Consider the following 15,811-nt stretch of genomic DNA (forward strand, 5'->3'; position numbering starts at 1 on the left):
ACAGCTTAGGCCAGTTCGACTTCGGCGCCAGCTGCTTCCAGCTTGCCCTTGATCTCTTCGGCTTCGGCTTTGTCCACGCCTTCTTTGATCTTGCCACCGGCTTCGACCAGGTCCTTGGCTTCTTTGAGGCCCAGACCCGTGATGCCACGGACTTCTTTGATCACGTTGATTTTCGATGCGCCTGCGTTTTTCAGGACGACGTCGAATTCGGACTTTTCTTCCTCGGCAGCGCCACCGGCACCGTCAGCAGGGCCCGCCATCATGACTGCGCCACCGGCTGCAGGCTCGATGCCGTACTCGTCTTTGAGGATTGTTTTCAGTTCTTGTGCTTCCAGCAGGGTCAGACCAACGATCTCTTCTGCCAGTTTCTTCAGATCAGCCATTGTATCAGCTCTTTCCGTTTTGATGTGTTCCAACGTGTGAGGATGCTCACACCGGTCTCAGGTGCCTTAGGCCGCCTTTTCCTCGATGGTGGAGAGGATGGAGGCGATGTTGCTTGCAGGTGCGCCAATGGCCCCGGCGATGTTCGATGCAGGTGCGCCGATGCAGCCCACGATGGAAGCAATAAGCTCCTCGCGCGACGGCATTTTCGACACAGCCGTGACACCGGCCCGGTCCAACGCGTTCTCACCCATTGCGCCGCCGAGGATCACGAACTTGTCGTTGCCCTTGGCAAACTCCTCGGACACCTTGGCCGCGGCCACGGGGTCTTCGGAATAGGTTAGAACGGTCATGCCCGTCAGGTATTCACCGATGCTTTCGCATGGCTTGTCCTGAAGGGCGATCTTGGCGAGCCTGTTTTTGGCAACACGAACCGCAGCATCTGCTTCGCGCGCCTTGGCGCGCAGATCCTGCATTTCGGCAACTGTAAGACCGGCGTAGTGGGCTACCACAACGACGCCAGAGCTTTCGAAGATCTGGCCGAGTTCCTCGACCACTTTCTCTTTCTGGGCTCTATCCACAGTTTCACTCCAGTACTTGGAGGGGCGGACCCCTCCGGCTCGGTTTCACCGCGCCATATGGCACGGCAATCAAGTCCGTACGGGTCGTCGCAGACCAGAGCCCGGAACAGCTGTTGCCAGGCTGGAATGTCTCTTCCCGTCTCGGGCAGGAATTATGACCAGGGTATTCCGGCCACCCACCGTCTCGGACGAATAAAGGTGCATCCGCGAATCGCGTCTGCAACCTTCGACGTGCCTGTTAGTCCGTCACACGCATCATGCCAAGGGCCAATCGCCTCTGCACTGCCGCCTGCGGCTATCCTGTCGCACGACGCGTCGTTGATTGGCCGGGATCATTTTCGCGCGCGTGTTCCGTGACACAGCCGGATATCGCCTCCGTCAATCCAACCTTGGACACCGGTTTGGCGAGGACCGCAACCATGCCGATGGATTTGTATCGGGCCACCTGTTCCGGCATGACATTGGCCGTCACGCCGATCACCGGCGGCGGTGTGCGACCGGCCAACGCCTCCGCTTCGAACAGGCGCGCCGTCGTTTCCATCCCGTCAAGGCCCGGCATCTGGATGTCCATCAGCACGACATCCACTCGCATCTCGGCGAGGCATTCCAGCGCTTCGATGCCGCTTGATGCCTCATGGATGCACGCGCCCGTCCCTTCCAGAAGCTTGCGTAAGACAAACCGGTTGGTCGCGTTGTCATCCGTGATCAGGATGGTCCAGCCATCGAACCGGCGCGGTTCCACGGGTTGCGCAGGTTTGCGCGGCGCTTGTGCTGCCCCTTCCACCCGTCCGAATGGCAAAAACACCTTGAAACACGTGCCGTCCGACGGGGCGCTGTCCAGGGAAATCGTACCGCCCATCGCATCACACAAGGCGCGCGAAATCGGCAATCCGAGGCCGGTCCCGATGGAACCACGCTGCAGCCCTTCGGCCTCCTGTGCAAAGGGTTCAAAAACCCGCTCATGGGCGTCGGGTGCGATACCCGGGCCGGTATCTGCCACCTCGATGTAGTAGCCTGCCGCTTGGCCCGGCAAACCTTCTCCGGTGTCGTACCAGGCGCGAATTGTGACCTGCCCCGCCTCTGTGAACTTTACCGCGTTGGAAACGAGGTTGTGCAAGACCTGTCGCACGCGACGTTCGTCCCCTTCCAGACGCGGCAGGGGACCGTGCGGCAATTCAAGACGCAGTTCCAGCCCCTTGTCACGTGCCATGTCTCCGTAAAGATCGCGCGCAAATCGCAAACCGCGCATGGGCTCGAACACCTCCGCCGCGACATGAAACTGACCCGCATCGAGTTTTGACAGATCCAGCACGTCATTGATCGTCGACAAAAGCAAATCGCCCGCGTCCTCGATCACGGCCACACATTCCTGCTGTTCCCGGGTCAACGGGTGATCCGACAAGTGCGACGCCATGCTGATAATTCCATTGAGCGGCGTCCGTATTTCGTGACTGACATTCGCGATGAAATCGGACTTTGACTTGCTGGCACGGTCGGCAATGTCGCGCAGAGCGCGTTCACGTCGCGTCGCAACACTCGCAAAAAACACCTCTGCCGCGAGATATGCAATGATCAGGACCAGCAGCCCGGCAATCATCCACTCCTGTCTCGCGATACTGACTTGCGTCGTGCTCGCCGCCTGCGCCCAGGTCCCAAAATTTGCCTGTTCGAATTCGGTGATCCAACCCCGTCGCAATTCCGCGACCAGTACACTGAGAGACCGCCGCATTTCATCGGTCTGCGCGTCCGACAGCGGCAGTTCCCCAAACAGGATAGGGTCCCACCGCGCGCGCCATTCGAACAATCGGTCCAGCGAATCCGCAATCATGGGTTTGCGTTTGAATTCCAGCCCGGCCACCACGTCCATGCGGCTCCAGAGCACGTCAAATCGCAATTGCAACTCACCGATGCGGTTGGGCCCTTCCGCATAGTCGGATATTGCGGTGATGAAACGCTGCGCCTCAAAAATCAGCTCGCTCACCTTCCAGATTGTCGCGCTGACGGAAAACACCACCTGATGTTCGGCATCCTGTAACTGGCTCCGATGCACCATCATCGAAGCCACAAGTGCGCAGACCAGCAAAATGGCAAGCACACTGCGTTTGAAGGATGTCAGGGCCCGCATATGCCCGTCAGTCGATCCTGATGCGCGCCAATTGCCAGATCATCTGACTGTCAAATGGGCGCATCTCAGCGTCCGCTTCGGACAAGGGATAGACCACCCAGATCGGCCCCTTGTCCCGGACGCGCATCGGTTTGCCGTTCTTGTCCATGGCCAGAATGACGTCATGCGCGCGGGCATGATCGACAGGGAATTTGATGGTATAGTCGTTGACCGCCGTCGCGCTGATGGTTTTGCCGCGTGCGCCCACCGCGTCAAGCAGCGACACGAGGGTCGGCCCCGCAAATCGTTGCGGTCCGCTGGTGAACGATGTGTGCGTGGTGATGTCGACCCAATCAAGCGCCTCGAGCATTGCACGATCAAACGCTGCCGCATCGTCCACGTTGGTCACACCGATCGACCCGGTCACGGTCAGCAGAACATCGCCAGTCGGTCGCGCCAGGGTGTTGCCGGCGACAGTCGCCACTGGGGCCACCCCGCATGCGGCCAGGGCCGCGACAAACCGGCGTCTGCACAAAAACATGCCCGTAACCTCCGCATTGCATACGATATCAGCGTCAGTCTGTGGCACAGGGCCTAAAATCTGGTTAGCCAAAATGAAAAACGCGCCCCGGAAGGGCGCGTTTCAGAACAATTCAATTCAAACTGGCTCAGTCAGAAACAGCGTTGTCGATGTTCACAGTCACGCCGGGACCCATGGTCGAGGACAGCGCGATCTTCTTCATATAGGTGCCTTTGGCGCCCGCCGGTTTGGCCTTTGCAACCGCACCCACAAAGGCGCGAATGTTCTCGACCAACTTGGCTTCGTCAAACGACGCCTTGCCGACGCCAGCGTGCACGACACCGGCCTTTTCGACCTTGAACTGCACTTCGCCGCCCTTGGCCGCTTTGACCGCGTCGGCCACGTCCATGGTCACTGTACCAACCTTGGGGTTGGGCATCAGGTTGCGGGGACCCAGAACCTTACCCAGACGGCCAACGACGGGCATCATGTCCGGGGTTGCGATGCAGCGATCAAACTCGATCTTGCCGCCTTGCACGGTTTCCATCAGGTCTTCGGCACCAACGATATCCGCACCAGCGGCCTGCGCCTCTTCGGCTTTGGGACCACGGGCGAACACAGCAACGCGCACGGTTTTGCCCGTACCGTTGGGCAGACCGACCACACCGCGGACCATCTGGTCTGCGTGGCGCGGGTCAACACCGAGGTTCACGGCGATTTCGACGGTCTCGTCGAACTTGGCCGATGCGTTGCCCTTGATCAGGCTCACAGCTTCTTCGACGGAGACGTCAGATTTGCCAGCGAAGGCTTCGCGTGCTGCACGCGTGCGTTTTCCAAGCTTTGCCATCTTACTTCACCTCGATGCCCATGGAGCGGGCGGAGCCCAGGATGATCTGCATTGCGCCGTCGATGTCGTTGGCGTTCAGATCCTTCATCTTTGCTTCGGCGATCTCGCGCACCTGCGCGACCGTCACCGTACCCACAGTCTCGCGGCTGGGGTTGTTGGCGCCGGATTTCACCTTGGCGGCCTTCTTGAGGAAGTAAGACGCAGGCGGCGTCTTGATATCCATCGCAAAGGATTTGTCCTGGTAATAGGTGATCACGGTGGGGCACGGCGCGCCGGGCTCCAGATCCGCAGTCTTGGCGTTGAACGCCTTGCAGAATTCCATGATGTTGATGCCGCGCTGACCCAGTGCCGGACCGACCGGCGGGGATGGGTTTGCTTGACCGGCGGGCACCTGCAATTTCATGGTGCCTGCGAGTTTCTTGGCCATGAGCCATTCTCCTGTTCAAACAGCGTCGGGACGCGTCCCTCTGCCTATGTTGATGTGGTCCGGTGTACGCCTCGCGTGGCGCGTGCCTCCCACATGGGATGCTGCAAATGCAACAGGAGCGCCGATTACAGCGCTCCTGCCTTTTGATCAAGGGTCAATTTTATATGTGCGGCAGTGACCCGTACCGGGTCGGGACCGACTCAGCCTTCTTCGAGAATGACGTCAAAGTCGACACGGCTGCCGGGCAGACCCGCCTGATCCGCGACACCCATGGGACGGGACGGTGCCGCGATGATGATCTGTTCCGACGCGATCCCGCGGCCCACCAGCATCGCCATCAGCGCCTTGGCCCGCAGACGGCCTGTGGACACGTCTTCACCCGTTTGCACACCACCGGCGTGCTGGCCGATCACGCGCAGGCGGGCATGGGGGCATTCCACCGCCATCTGTGCCAGACGCATCGCCGCATCCAGATCATCTGGGCGCAACGACACGGAGCGGGGCGAATAAAACAACACGGTGCTTTCAACCGCGCGTTCGAGATCCGTCACACAGGACGCGTCGGCCCATGGGCTTGGGGAGACTGTGGTGCGCACCGCGACGCGTGTGGTTTCCTCGACGATGGAAAATTCGACGCGCCGGTCATAGTAGGCGCTCGATTGCGGGCCGACGATGCCCGAAGGCTGCCGGTCGCCAACGCCACGGGCAAAGAACATGCTGGTGTCCAGCCCGCTTGCGCCGATACGCTTGATCACCTCCTGCGCCCGCCGTTCGCTGAGCAGCAGGTTGGCGGTGGGGTCGCCTGAGGGATCGGAATGCCCGTCAACACGGATTTGAACATTGGGGCAGTTCGCCGCGATCAGGCCGAGCAGTTTGCCCTGCTCAATCCCGGCTGCATCCGCGGTCAGGCCACCGCTTGGAAAATACACCCGCGCCTCGGACGCCATCGACTTGAGGTCTTCAATGCATTGCGCGTTAGCACCCGCCTTGAAGCCGCTGTTGTCGAAAACGGGTGTCGTTGTCGGCGCAGTTGCCAATGCGGCCTGACGCACCGGTTCCGGCTTGGGTTCCGGAACCGGCGTGGGAAGCGGCGCTGCCACGGGCTGTGCCAGCGCTGTGGTCGGCGCGACAGAACTGAGGTCGGTGTCCGCTGTGGCTTGCCGCGCCACGATCTCGTCGGGCTGCGGTACAATCTCGGGCGCGACGGCTGGCGCAGTTGTATCAGCGGCCGTGGCATTGCCGCCGGGACGAATGTCCCCATCCATGAACACAAAGGCTGCAAATGCGATTGCGGCAGACGGAACCAGCCACGGAAGGCTGTCCTTCACGTACTTCAAAGCCATAACATATCCCCCAGATAAGCTGCTCTGTTTGATGGCGCACATCTATATCGTGTGCGTGTACATACAGGTTGGCGGGATTCCGCCAACCGCGTCAACATCTGATCTGGGTTATCCACAGATTTATGCACATTCGCCGTAGGGTCATGCAGGCACATGGCCCCAAACCGCCGCCCCGCGCTGTATGAAGCGGTGTAAGCCTGCCGGAAAAGCAAAAAGACGCACGCTTTTGCAGCGCACGCCTTTCATTGCGTCTCAGAATTTGCGCAGGGTCAGACCTGTTTGTTGACCTGCGTGTACTCCAGTTCCACTGGCGTCTCGCGGCCAAAGATGGACACGGTGACCTTGAGGCGCTGGTTGTCTTCGTCCACCTCTTCGACCATGCCGTCGAAATCTTCGAACGGGCCGTCGTTGACCTTGACCTTTTCGCCGACCTCGAAGGAGATCATCAGCTTGGGCGCTTCTTCACCTTCGGCGACACGGCCAAGGATCTGTTCCACCTCTGCATCGCGCATCGGCATCGGACGCCCCTGCGGACCGAGAAATCCGGTGACACGGTTGATCGAGTTGATCAGGTGATAGCCCTCGTCGGACATCTCCATGTGCACCAGCACATAGCCGGGCATAAAGCGGCGTTCGGTCGTGACCTTCTTGCCGCGGCGCACCTCGATGACTTCTTCGGTCGGAACAAGAACCTCGTCGATCTGATCCTCGATCCCCTGTTCCTCGACCGAGGTCCGGATCTGTTCTGCGATCTTTTTCTCAAAGTTGGAAAGAACGCTGACGGAATACCACCGTTTTGCCATGTCGCGTGTTGCCCCTCGTCCAAAGTCTTGGCCCAGGCACGTGGCCGGGTCCCGGATATAAAAGTGGCGCGGGGCTCGAATCGCCGCGCGCCATGTTCAGGTCAGTTTTGGGGAATACGCCGCAGCCCGTCAAAGCGCAAGGGGCGGCTCAGCCAAAGGTGGTCAATACCGTCTCGAGACCCCAGCGGATCAGGATGTCGACCAGCGCAAAGAACACCGCCGTCAGCGCCGCCAGGATGAACACCATAACGGTGGTCAAAAACACCTCGCGCCGGGTTGGCCAGACAACCTTCGCGACTTCGGCGCGGACCTGCTGGATAAACTGGAGCGGATTGGTGGTGGCCATGAGCGGCGATCCTCGTGCTTGCGATGAAGCGCATGTAACGGTCACGCACAGGGATTTCAAGCAAAGAGGCGCGCCGTCGGGTCGTCCTCAGACCATCCGGTTCAACCGGTCTGTAACCACACGATCCAGTTCGGCGTCCTTGTCCCGCTGAAGGTCCTGGAAATCGGGCATATAAAGATCGTCGGCCAACCCATCGGGCAGCCAGTCGAGGATCCCGTCCCAGCGGCACGCAAACCGGTCCAGACCCGCACGCAAACGCGCCGCACGTGCCGCATCCTTGCGCTCGACACGCTGCACATATCGCAGAACGCCGCCCCAAATGCGCTGTGCCCCGAGGGTCAGAAACAGCCCACCCACAACAAAGAGCGATACCAGCCCGCCAATTACAAACCAGTGCGGGCGCACCACGATCAACAGGAGCAGCGACACGATCGCAAGATGCCGGGTCGTCGGACGGAACGCAGGAATTTTGCCGATGGCGCGCGCCAGCGCCCTGAACTTGCTTGGTTTCGGCGCGGGCGCGGCCTGCGCCTCAAGCGCCGGAAAATCAGTGGACCGGCGCCGCGGTGCCTTGGCGGCGGAAACGGTGCGATCCACAAAAGCCTTCGCCGACGCTGCCTTGCGCGGCGCGGGTTCCGCCTTGAGTTCTTCGGTCAGGATCGCGCGGATCGTTTCCAGTGTCTCTTCTTCGGTGCCCTCGAAAGGCTTGCCTTGCATAAAGGTCAGGTTGTTCATCTGGCAGCATCCCTTCCCCAAAACAACGGGGTTAACAAAATGTCCCGCATTTGCGGGGATGCGGCAGAGCTAGGGCCGGACTGTGCCGCTCGGGTGTCACGAATGCGGCAACTTTGCGGCACTGTCGCGAATACGGAAACGGTCCGAAGGGGCTGCGCGGGATTGGCGCCGAAACGTGACCGAAGCATGGCAAAACCATGGTTAACGCCGCCAAATTTTGACGCGATTTGAAACAGATTCTCTGTATGGGAGGAAATGGCAGGGGCAGCAGGGTTCGAACCCGCGACCTACGGTTTTGGAGACCGTCGCTCTACCAGCTGAGCTATACCCCTGCAGGGCACGGTTGGATTACGCGGGCCTGCCCGGTATTGCAAGGCCCGAAATCAACGTTGCGCGGGATCAAGCGGCCTTCGCCAGATCCGCCAACTGTGGCCACAGCTCCTGAAGCCACCGCGCGGCGAAAGCGGACGATTTGTGCCCGATATCATCGGTTGCCTGCGCACCCTCACACTGAAACTCCGCCCGTGTCAGGATGCCGGAGGTGACGGTATCCTCCGGTTGGCGCAGGAGGGTGATGCCATCGCGCGCGCAGACTGTCTCAAACGCGTCCCACAGCAGGGCGCGGTCCGCCGCCGTGGCGGCAAGGGCGGCCTGGAAATCGTGGTACAATTCCCCTTTGGCGACAAGGTTCCGCACCCCGTCCGTGCTGAACGGAGACGGGACATAAAACACGGTGTCGCCCGCGGCGGCGAGGTTGCGTGCCAACTGGTATCCACGCCAGCTGATGGCGAAATCATACGCAGCAGTTTCCAGAACGGCGCGGCTGGGACGGGTATGACGCTCCGCGGCCCATTGAAAATACGCGGCGAAAAAGGTCGGCAGGCGCAGGCGTGCGCCGTAAAAGATCACGGCATCGAATTGCCCAGGTGCGACATGGTCGCGCCCGTTTCCGTTGAGTTCCAGAACCTGCGCACGCCAGGCCTCGGACGGACGGATCGCACCATCCACCCAGTCAATCTTGCGGAACTCAGGCCCCTCAGCCCCCCAGAATTCGAGTTCGAACCCGTCAGGAACAGCTGTCAGGCCCTCACGCAATGCAATCGCGACGCTGCCCATCTGGCTGTCGCCGACCATACACAAACGGCGCGGAGCCTTAGCGCGAGAAGGCATCCAGCAGGATCTCCTCGCACTGTACGTCCTCTTCGCGCGCGACTGTCTTCTCGCGCGCGCGCACCATGCGCAGCTCGCGCAACTCGGGAAATGCCGCAATCTGGTCGGCAAAGAAATGCTTCATCACTGTCGCCACGCCTTCGGGCACGACGGACCGCATGTTGGGCGCAAAGAACATGCCGCGAAACACCGGATGCGTGATGATTTCATAGGACGGGAAGTAATCCACATACTTGAACTTTTCCGCTGCCATCCCGGCCGCCGCGCGCAGCACGGATTTGGAATAGTGCGTGGCGGTCAGCACATGCTGACCCGACGCGGTCGCGGTCAACGGCACGGGCGATACGGTCAGCAAAACGCGTATCTTGGGTCGTTTGCTCCGCAACAGCTGCAATGCGGATGTCAGGGTGGCAAAGGTCTGGCGGCTGTTGGCATTGACGAACTGGTGCACCTCGGGATCAAACGTGCCCGCGACTGTGCCGGGGCACAGCGCGTATTCCAGGTCCGTCACGCTGTTGCGCCACCGCTCGGTCAGACCGAGCGTGAACACAAAGATGTCCGATGTCTCCACCGCGCGACGCAGCGCGGCATAGGTCTCCTGCCGCGCATCCCACAACTCGCTCTCGCTTGCAAAACCGCCCCGTTCGATGGCTGGGCGCAACGGATCGTAAAACCGTCCGTCCTGTTCCCAGATTTCACCGCTGTCTTCGCGCATGTCATAGGCCAGCTCCAACCACTGAAGCAGCATCGCAGGCGTATAGATGTTGCCGGTCCGGAAACTGAACATGCCATACCCGAAATCCTTGGCATTGTCCTTGTGCATGTAAGGCGGCGCGGGTTCGCAATCGACCCAGTTATATCCGCGCTCTGCCAGCGCACGTCCGATGTGCTGGGCAAAGCAGGACCCCGCCGTCACGATGCGATGCTTTGGCCGAACGGGGAACTTGGGAGACCACAAACCGCTGAGGCCATAGGGCCCCTGCTCGGCCACAGCAGACCGCCAAAAGGCCTCGGGCCCAAGATCGGAATAGGGATGCGTCATGCTCGAACCCGCCGCGCCATGTTTTGCAAACGCTACCCCGTTTGCGCGCACCAAACAAGGAGACGCGGCGCCGTTCTCCTCCATGAAATGCCGTCAATTGTCGCTGACCACCGCGTCGGCTTTGCGGCGGAACGCCCCGGCGCGGTCCAGCGCCCCCGCTTCGGTCAACGCACCGATGAAGCCCTGAATATGTCGCCGTGGCAGCCCTTTTGCCAGCGCATCCAGAAACAGCGCCTCCGCATCCTCATAATTGCGGTCAGACACTTCGATCAACGCTTCGTAATAAAGCGGGTATTGCGCATCCGGATCAAGCGCGAGTGCCGCCGCGATATGCACGCGCGCTTGCGCGTGCTGGTCATTCTCAAACCGCAACAGCGCCATGAGCTCGTGATCGTAGTAGTCAGCAGCGTCGCTTTCCATGTTTTGACGAAGGATGTCGATCGCTGCATCAACCTCATCCGCGTCATGCAGCAAGGAAGCCAGCCAATAAGAGGCAAAACCGCTCTCCGCATCCTGCAGATACGTCCGCAGGACGGTGATCCCCGCTGGGCGCAGTCCCAAAGCCGCCAGCGACCGCGCCTTCCATACCGGGCCATCAGGATCTTCTGGCCAATCCTGCGTGATGCGTTCGGCATCGACCATTGCCGCACGATAGTTTTCAACCGAGAAATGCGCACGCGCCCGGAAAAGATACGCCACGGTGGGTGCGTCGCCCGTTGCAATTGCCTCGTTCAGTTGCGCGAGCGCGGGGTAATATTTGTCCTGCCGGAAAAGAGCGAGGCCCAGTGCATAGAGCGTCCAAGGATCTGCATCATCCACCTCCATCGCAGCCCACAGGGGCTGTTCCGCGGCGACAAACTGGCCCTTGTCGATCAGGAACCACGCCTTTTCGCGCATGGCCCATGTATATTCGGGCGACATTGCAATGGCTGCGTCAATCAACTGGATATACGTGTCCTCGTCGATCGTCCCGGCCAGACGCCGCGCGGATGCGAGACCGGCCAGCCCCTGCGCGGTTGCGCCACTGTCCACTGAACGGTCAAACGCGGCCACCGCCGCCTCAAAATTGTCCTGCGACCAATGCACCCAACCCAAAGAATTGAGTGCCTTGGTATGCGCAGGTGCCTGCGCCAACACATCATCAAGAAGGCTCAGCGCATGTTCCGTCCTGCCAAGCGCATCGTAGGCGTCCGCCAGAACCACCTTGATATTGCGCAGATCAACAGGCCCCACACCAGCATCCGCTACGGCCACCTCACAGATGGCTGCCATGCGCTCCGCAGGTTCACGGTTTTCGAGGCAGACCAGCGCATAGCTTTTCTGACTGTCTGACAGGATGGGACGGGCATGTGCTCCGGTCGACAGCAGCGCAAGCACCGCAGCGGCAAAGATCAATGGTTTCATTCTGCACCCGCTGTTTGAACGGGAGCCTAACAAAGCGCGTGCACACGAAAAAGCCCCCGCACGAGAACCGCGCGGGGGCTTTTTTTTACCTGAGCGCCCGGATTTGGGCGCCCAGAATTTCACAATTCTGGTGCGGCAGGTTTTTGCAAAAACCTGCCCCGCTCAGAACATCACTCGGTGATTTTGGACACAACGCCCGCGCCGACCGTCCGGCCGCCTTCGCGGATCGCAAACCGCAGACCGTTTTCCATAGCAATCGGCGCGATCAGCTCAACGCCAAACGACACGTTGTCACCCGGCATCACCATCTCGGTGCCTTCGGCCAGCTGAACCGTGCCCGTCACGTCCGTCGTACGGAAGTAGAACTGCGGACGGTAGTTGGCGAAGAACGGCGTGTGACGGCCACCCTCTTCCTTGGTCAGGATGTACGCCTCGGCTTCGAACTTCGTGTGCGGCGTCACCGACGACGGCTTGCACAGCACCTGGCCACGCTCAACCGCCTCACGGTCGATACCACGCAGCAGCGCGCCGATGTTGTCGCCCGCTTCGCCACGATCCAGCAGCTTGCGGAACATCTCGACACCCGTGCAGGTCGTCTTCTGCGTGTCCTTGATGCCGACGATTTCGATCTCGTCGCCCACGTTGATCACGCCACGCTCCACACGGCCGGTCACAACGGTACCACGACCGGAGATCGAGAACACGTCCTCGACCGGCATCAGGAACGGTTGGTCAATCGCACGCTCAGGCGTCGGGATATAGTCGTCCACAGCCGCCATCAGCTCCTTGATCTTCTCTTCGCCAATCGCCTCGTCGCGGCCTTCCATCGCCGCCAGCGCGGAGCCCGCGATGATCGGTGTGTCGTCGCCGGGGTACTCATAGCTGTCCAGCAGTTCGCGGACTTCCATTTCCACCAGCTCCAGCAGCTCTTCGTCGTCGACCTGGTCCACTTTGTTCATGAACACGACGATCTTGGGGATGCCCACCTGGCGGCCCAGCAGGATGTGCTCGCGCGTTTGCGGCATCGGGCCGTCAGCGGCGTTCACAACCAGGATCGCGCCGTCCATCTGCGCCGCACCGGTGATCATGTTCTTGACGTAGTCGGCGTGGCCGGGGCAGTCGACGTGGGCGTAGTGACGCGCGTCGGTCTCGTATTCCACGTGCGCGGTCGAGATCGTGATCCCGCGCGCTTTTTCCTCGGGCGCACCGTCAATCTGGTCATAGGCCTGGAAGTCGCCAAAATACTTCGTGATCGCCGCCGTCAGCGTCGTCTTGCCGTGGTCAACGTGACCAATCGTGCCAATGTTAACGTGCGGCTTCGTACGTTCAAACTTTTCCTTTGCCATCTTGTCAGACGCCCTTTTTGCTTGATGGGCCTCGGCGGCCCCCGGTTACTCCGCGGGGCATGTATTGCGATTGGACAGGAAAATCAAGCGCCGATGCCGGGTCCTTCGGGGCCATTGAGCAGTTGCTCCACCGCTGCTGCAAAACCCGCAATGCTCTGGCGGTAATCGTCCTCTACCGATGGGCTGGTTGCCACGCCGACAACGCCGGGCAGGCGCAGCGTCGATGACGCGGCTTCGACCCGGCGGGGTCCGAAAACAACCGTTCCGTCCTGCACATCGCGCACCGTGACCACACCGATCACGCGGCTTGGCCCGCCAAAGGCAAAGGCGGCGCCGCGCGACGTCAGACGCACCGAAGACAACTGGATATCCACGTCCGCCGTGGGCTTGGCCGCACCGGTTGCCGCCAACCGGTTGGTTAACGCACGCGAGACGTCCCCGGCCACCTGATCGGCGGACTTGTCGATCTGCCGCCCTTCGATGCCGACAAATGTGGACATGTCGACCGTGACGACGTTGGCCACAACCCGGCGCTGTTCGGCGGATGGCGGTGCCTGCGGCGCGTCACACGCGGCCAGCACAGCGCACAAAAGCAGTGCGACAACCGGCCGGATCAAGCGCAGGGCGTGGCGATACATGGAGCTAGCCTGTCGCGGCAGCGTCTTCTTCCGCCACATCGTCAACGGTGAGGTCATCCGGCATAAACCAGCCCTGCGACTTCATCTGCCGCACAAGGTAGCGTTCCACGGATTTTGCCGCGTTCTGGCTCAGCTGCACCAGCTGTTCCTCGGCCGAGAGTGTATAACCGGACCCAATCAACGTGCCGGTGCCGAAGGTCTCCAGAACCGTGATCTGGTGCGGCTCTTCGTTCAGCTTTTTGCCCGCCGCATCGTCCCACACCGTCAGGTTCAGGATCAGGGCCGACTTGGGCGACACGACCAGCGGCACGCCCGGCACCGCCAACACATACCCCTCGACCGAAATGCCAAAGTGATACCGGCTTGCACCGTCATACCGGTCAAACCGTTCCGCAACAGCCGCACGTACCGTTTCCACCAACTGTTCTTCCGTGGCCTTGCGGCTCAACGGGCCACGCTGTGCCTTGCCCGCAACCACGATATTGTGGGTCAGGCTGAAATCGCCAAGCGGCACGGGCGGCTCGTTCAGATCCGCCTTGCCCGAACAGGCACCAACCAAAATCACCAGCATCATGGCAGCAAAGATTCGCGTCATCGTGCACCCTACATCCCAAAAACCGTTCCAAAGACGGATAGACCACCGCGCTGTTCCGCGCAATTGCCACCGGTCGCGCCACACAGCAAATTGGGCACAACCGGAGGATAAAGATGCTCGATCATGACCGCGCGGTGAAAATTCCTGTTCGTGTCCCCCTCGGCTCCGAGCCGCTTGGCATCTGGGGCAGCCTGAAGGCCATGCAGCAAAACGTGCTCGACGTGATCCCGGAGACGGCCACACGCCTGCCCATCGTGTCAGGCACGACGGGCAAGCGGTGGCACATGATCATGGACCCGGAGCGCATCGACCTCATGCTGCGCGACCGGCTGGACCAGTACCCGAAATCGGACGTGACGAAAACGCTGCTGCGGCCCGCGATCGGGCAGTCGATTTTCATTGCCGAGGGCGCGGACTGGCGCTGGCAACGGCGCACCGCAGCGCCCGTGTTCAGCCACCGCAATGTCACAGCACTTGGGCCGATCATGTCCGATGCAGCGGCGCGCTGCGCGGACCGGATCGAAAGCGCCAAGGGCCCGGTGAACATGCTGGATGAGATGATCACGGCCACCTTCGACGTGATCGGCGATGTGACCTTTTCCGGCAAGGAACTGATCGACCGCGCCGCCATTCACGCGGCAATCGAAGATTATCTGACCGAGGCGGCGCGCATCTCGCTCTTTGATATCCTGGGCGCGCCGGATTGGGTGCCGCGTCCGGGCCGCGCCTTTGCGCGCAAGACCATTCGCAAGACGCGGATGCTCGCCGACAGGGCCATCAAGACCCGCAAACAGGATGGCCCCCGCGCAACGCCTGACCTCTTGGACCTGTTGATGGCGGGCGCGGATCCCGAGACCGGCAAACGCATGACAACCGCGGAACTGCGCGACAACCTCCTGACCTTTATCGTGGCCGGTCATGAGACCACGGCGCTGTCCCTGTCATGGGCACTGTACCTGTTGGCGTTTGATCAAACCGTGCAGGACCGCGCGCGACAAGAGGTGCGCGCCGTCGTGGGCAACCGCGTTGCGCAGGCGGATGACGTGCCTAGCCTGCCGTATATCCGCGCCATTCTGGACGAGGCGCTGCGCCTCTATCCGCCCGCAGGCGTCGTGTCGCGCACGGCCATGACCAATGACCGGCTGGGCGATACGACCATCCGCAAGGGCGACACCTGCATGATCCCGATCTATGCGCTGCACCGGTCGCATTTGCACTGGGACGCGCCGGATGAATTCAACCCGGACCGCTTCGCCGATCGCAAGGCGATCCCGCGCTTTGCCTACCTGCCTTTTGGCGACGGGCCGCGCATCTGCATCGGGGCCTCCTTTGCGTTGCAGGAGGCGGTCCTACTGCTGGCCACGCTGATCAATCGTCACCGGTTTGCGCCGGTGCCCGGGCTGGAGCCGAAGCCCGTCATGATCCTCACGCTGCGGCCCGAGGGCGGGGTTTGGCTGAACGTCGAACCGGCCTAGGGGGCACGCCAAACGCAAACGGCCCCGCGCAAGGACGGGGCCGTTTGAAGTCAT

At 61.2% G+C, this 15,811-nt stretch carries 17 protein-coding genes and 1 tRNA gene; 1 reads left to right on the forward strand and 17 read right to left on the reverse strand.

Annotated elements, in window-relative coordinates; genetic code table 11:
* Positions 1–5: 5 nt before the first annotated feature.
* The 17 genes from rplL to ACERHN_RS06040 all read right to left on the reverse strand — a co-directional run bounded on the left by rplL (position 6) and on the right by ACERHN_RS06040 (position 14,282).
* Positions 6–383, reverse strand: coding sequence for a 50S ribosomal protein L7/L12 (rplL, locus tag ACERHN_RS05960; protein WP_415921733.1), 378 nt, complete (start codon positions 381–383; stop codon positions 6–8).
* Positions 384–449: 66 nt separating this feature from the next.
* Positions 450–962: a 50S ribosomal protein L10 gene (gene rplJ / locus ACERHN_RS05965; protein WP_415921734.1), complete on the reverse strand. Its 513-nt coding sequence runs from the start codon at positions 960–962 to the stop codon at positions 450–452.
* 295 nt (positions 963–1,257) lie between these two features.
* A complete protein-coding gene (locus tag ACERHN_RS05970) occupies positions 1,258–3,087 on the reverse strand; it encodes an ATP-binding protein (protein WP_415921735.1) in 1,830 nt (609 codons plus the stop codon).
* Positions 3,088–3,094: 7 nt separating this feature from the next.
* On the reverse strand, positions 3,095–3,550 hold the full coding sequence (locus ACERHN_RS05975) for a molybdopterin-dependent oxidoreductase (RefSeq protein WP_415921736.1): 456 nt from the start codon (positions 3,548–3,550) through the stop codon (positions 3,095–3,097).
* A gap of 184 nt (positions 3,551–3,734) precedes the next feature.
* Complete coding sequence (rplA, locus tag ACERHN_RS05980) at positions 3,735–4,433, reverse strand: 50S ribosomal protein L1 (protein WP_415921737.1); 699 nt, start codon at positions 4,431–4,433, stop codon at positions 3,735–3,737.
* 1 nt (position 4,434) lies between these two features.
* A complete protein-coding gene (rplK, locus tag ACERHN_RS05985; RefSeq protein ID WP_415921738.1) occupies positions 4,435–4,860 on the reverse strand; it encodes a 50S ribosomal protein L11 in 426 nt (141 codons plus the stop codon).
* Between the two features lie 200 nt (positions 4,861–5,060).
* Positions 5,061–6,203 carry an OmpA family protein gene (locus tag ACERHN_RS05990; RefSeq protein WP_415921739.1) on the reverse strand — a complete coding sequence of 381 codons (1,143 nt, stop codon included), beginning with the start codon at positions 6,201–6,203 and terminating at the stop codon, positions 5,061–5,063.
* Between the two features lie 269 nt (positions 6,204–6,472).
* Positions 6,473–7,006, reverse strand: coding sequence for a transcription termination/antitermination protein NusG (gene nusG / locus ACERHN_RS05995; protein ID WP_415921740.1), 534 nt, complete (start codon positions 7,004–7,006; stop codon positions 6,473–6,475).
* A 148-nt stretch (positions 7,007–7,154) separates the two neighbouring features.
* Positions 7,155–7,352 carry a preprotein translocase subunit SecE gene (gene secE / locus ACERHN_RS06000; protein ID WP_299695150.1) on the reverse strand — a complete coding sequence of 66 codons (198 nt, stop codon included), beginning with the start codon at positions 7,350–7,352 and terminating at the stop codon, positions 7,155–7,157.
* 87 nt (positions 7,353–7,439) lie between these two features.
* Positions 7,440–8,087: a hypothetical protein gene (locus ACERHN_RS06005; RefSeq protein ID WP_415921741.1), complete on the reverse strand. Its 648-nt coding sequence runs from the start codon at positions 8,085–8,087 to the stop codon at positions 7,440–7,442.
* Positions 8,088–8,343: 256 nt separating this feature from the next.
* Positions 8,344–8,419, reverse strand: a tRNA-Trp gene (locus tag ACERHN_RS06010).
* A gap of 67 nt (positions 8,420–8,486) precedes the next feature.
* Positions 8,487–9,257, reverse strand: a complete 771-nt coding sequence (locus tag ACERHN_RS06015) for a hypothetical protein (protein WP_415921742.1) — start codon at positions 9,255–9,257, stop codon at positions 8,487–8,489.
* The gene (locus ACERHN_RS06020; RefSeq protein ID WP_415921743.1) at positions 9,241–10,299 is read right to left on the reverse strand and encodes a GSCFA domain-containing protein; all 1,059 of its coding nucleotides are present in this window, start codon (positions 10,297–10,299) and stop codon (positions 9,241–9,243) included. The genes ACERHN_RS06015 and ACERHN_RS06020 overlap by 17 nt, the downstream gene beginning before the upstream one ends.
* A 93-nt stretch (positions 10,300–10,392) precedes the next feature.
* The gene (locus ACERHN_RS06025) at positions 10,393–11,703 is read right to left on the reverse strand and encodes a tetratricopeptide repeat protein (RefSeq protein WP_415921744.1); all 1,311 of its coding nucleotides are present in this window, start codon (positions 11,701–11,703) and stop codon (positions 10,393–10,395) included.
* 170 nt (positions 11,704–11,873) lie between these two features.
* Entirely contained in the window at positions 11,874–13,049 is a 1,176-nt protein-coding gene (gene tuf / locus ACERHN_RS06030; protein ID WP_415921745.1) for an elongation factor Tu, read from the reverse strand.
* An 83-nt stretch (positions 13,050–13,132) separates the two neighbouring features.
* Positions 13,133–13,687 carry a hypothetical protein gene (locus ACERHN_RS06035; protein ID WP_415921746.1) on the reverse strand — a complete coding sequence of 185 codons (555 nt, stop codon included), beginning with the start codon at positions 13,685–13,687 and terminating at the stop codon, positions 13,133–13,135.
* 4 nt (positions 13,688–13,691) lie between these two features.
* A complete protein-coding gene (locus ACERHN_RS06040; protein ID WP_415921747.1) occupies positions 13,692–14,282 on the reverse strand; it encodes a hypothetical protein in 591 nt (196 codons plus the stop codon).
* 113 nt (positions 14,283–14,395) lie between these two features.
* On the opposite strand from ACERHN_RS06040, the gene ACERHN_RS06045 reads away from it, so the two are divergent.
* A complete protein-coding gene (locus ACERHN_RS06045; RefSeq protein ID WP_415921748.1) occupies positions 14,396–15,757 on the forward strand; it encodes a cytochrome P450 in 1,362 nt (453 codons plus the stop codon).
* Positions 15,758–15,811 lie beyond the last annotated feature (54 nt).

Origin of the sequence: Tateyamaria rhodophyticola (assembly GCF_047777875.1) — a bacterium.
Taxonomy (GTDB): Bacteria; Pseudomonadota; Alphaproteobacteria; order Rhodobacterales; family Rhodobacteraceae; genus Tateyamaria.

What these genes read in the sequence shown, in the direction of transcription:
- ACERHN_RS06020 (WP_415921743.1), bottom strand. Translation starts at nt 10,299, where the DNA reads ATGACGCATCCCTATTCCGATCTTGGGCCCGAGGCCTTTTGGCGGTCT.
- rplL (WP_415921733.1), bottom strand. Translation starts at nt 383, where the DNA reads ATGGCTGATCTGAAGAAACTGGCAGAAGAGATCGTTGGTCTGACCCTG.
- ACERHN_RS06025 (WP_415921744.1), bottom strand. Translation starts at nt 11,703, where the DNA reads ATGAAACCATTGATCTTTGCCGCTGCGGTGCTTGCGCTGCTGTCGACC.
- ACERHN_RS05970 (WP_415921735.1), bottom strand. Translation starts at nt 3,087, where the DNA reads ATGCGGGCCCTGACATCCTTCAAACGCAGTGTGCTTGCCATTTTGCTG.
- ACERHN_RS05990 (WP_415921739.1), bottom strand. Translation starts at nt 6,203, where the DNA reads ATGGCTTTGAAGTACGTGAAGGACAGCCTTCCGTGGCTGGTTCCGTCT.
- rplA (WP_415921737.1), bottom strand. Translation starts at nt 4,433, where the DNA reads ATGGCAAAGCTTGGAAAACGCACGCGTGCAGCACGCGAAGCCTTCGCT.
- ACERHN_RS06045 (WP_415921748.1), top strand. Translation starts at nt 14,396, where the DNA reads ATGCTCGATCATGACCGCGCGGTGAAAATTCCTGTTCGTGTCCCCCTC.
- ACERHN_RS06005 (WP_415921741.1), bottom strand. Translation starts at nt 8,087, where the DNA reads ATGAACAACCTGACCTTTATGCAAGGCAAGCCTTTCGAGGGCACCGAA.
- ACERHN_RS06040 (WP_415921747.1), bottom strand. Translation starts at nt 14,282, where the DNA reads ATGACGCGAATCTTTGCTGCCATGATGCTGGTGATTTTGGTTGGTGCC.
- nusG (WP_415921740.1), bottom strand. Translation starts at nt 7,006, where the DNA reads ATGGCAAAACGGTGGTATTCCGTCAGCGTTCTTTCCAACTTTGAGAAA.
- ACERHN_RS06015 (WP_415921742.1), bottom strand. Translation starts at nt 9,257, where the DNA reads ATGCCTTCTCGCGCTAAGGCTCCGCGCCGTTTGTGTATGGTCGGCGAC.
- tuf (WP_415921745.1), bottom strand. Translation starts at nt 13,049, where the DNA reads ATGGCAAAGGAAAAGTTTGAACGTACGAAGCCGCACGTTAACATTGGC.
- rplK (WP_415921738.1), bottom strand. Translation starts at nt 4,860, where the DNA reads ATGGCCAAGAAACTCGCAGGCACCATGAAATTGCAGGTGCCCGCCGGT.
- secE (WP_299695150.1), bottom strand. Translation starts at nt 7,352, where the DNA reads ATGGCCACCACCAATCCGCTCCAGTTTATCCAGCAGGTCCGCGCCGAA.
- ACERHN_RS06035 (WP_415921746.1), bottom strand. Translation starts at nt 13,687, where the DNA reads ATGTATCGCCACGCCCTGCGCTTGATCCGGCCGGTTGTCGCACTGCTT.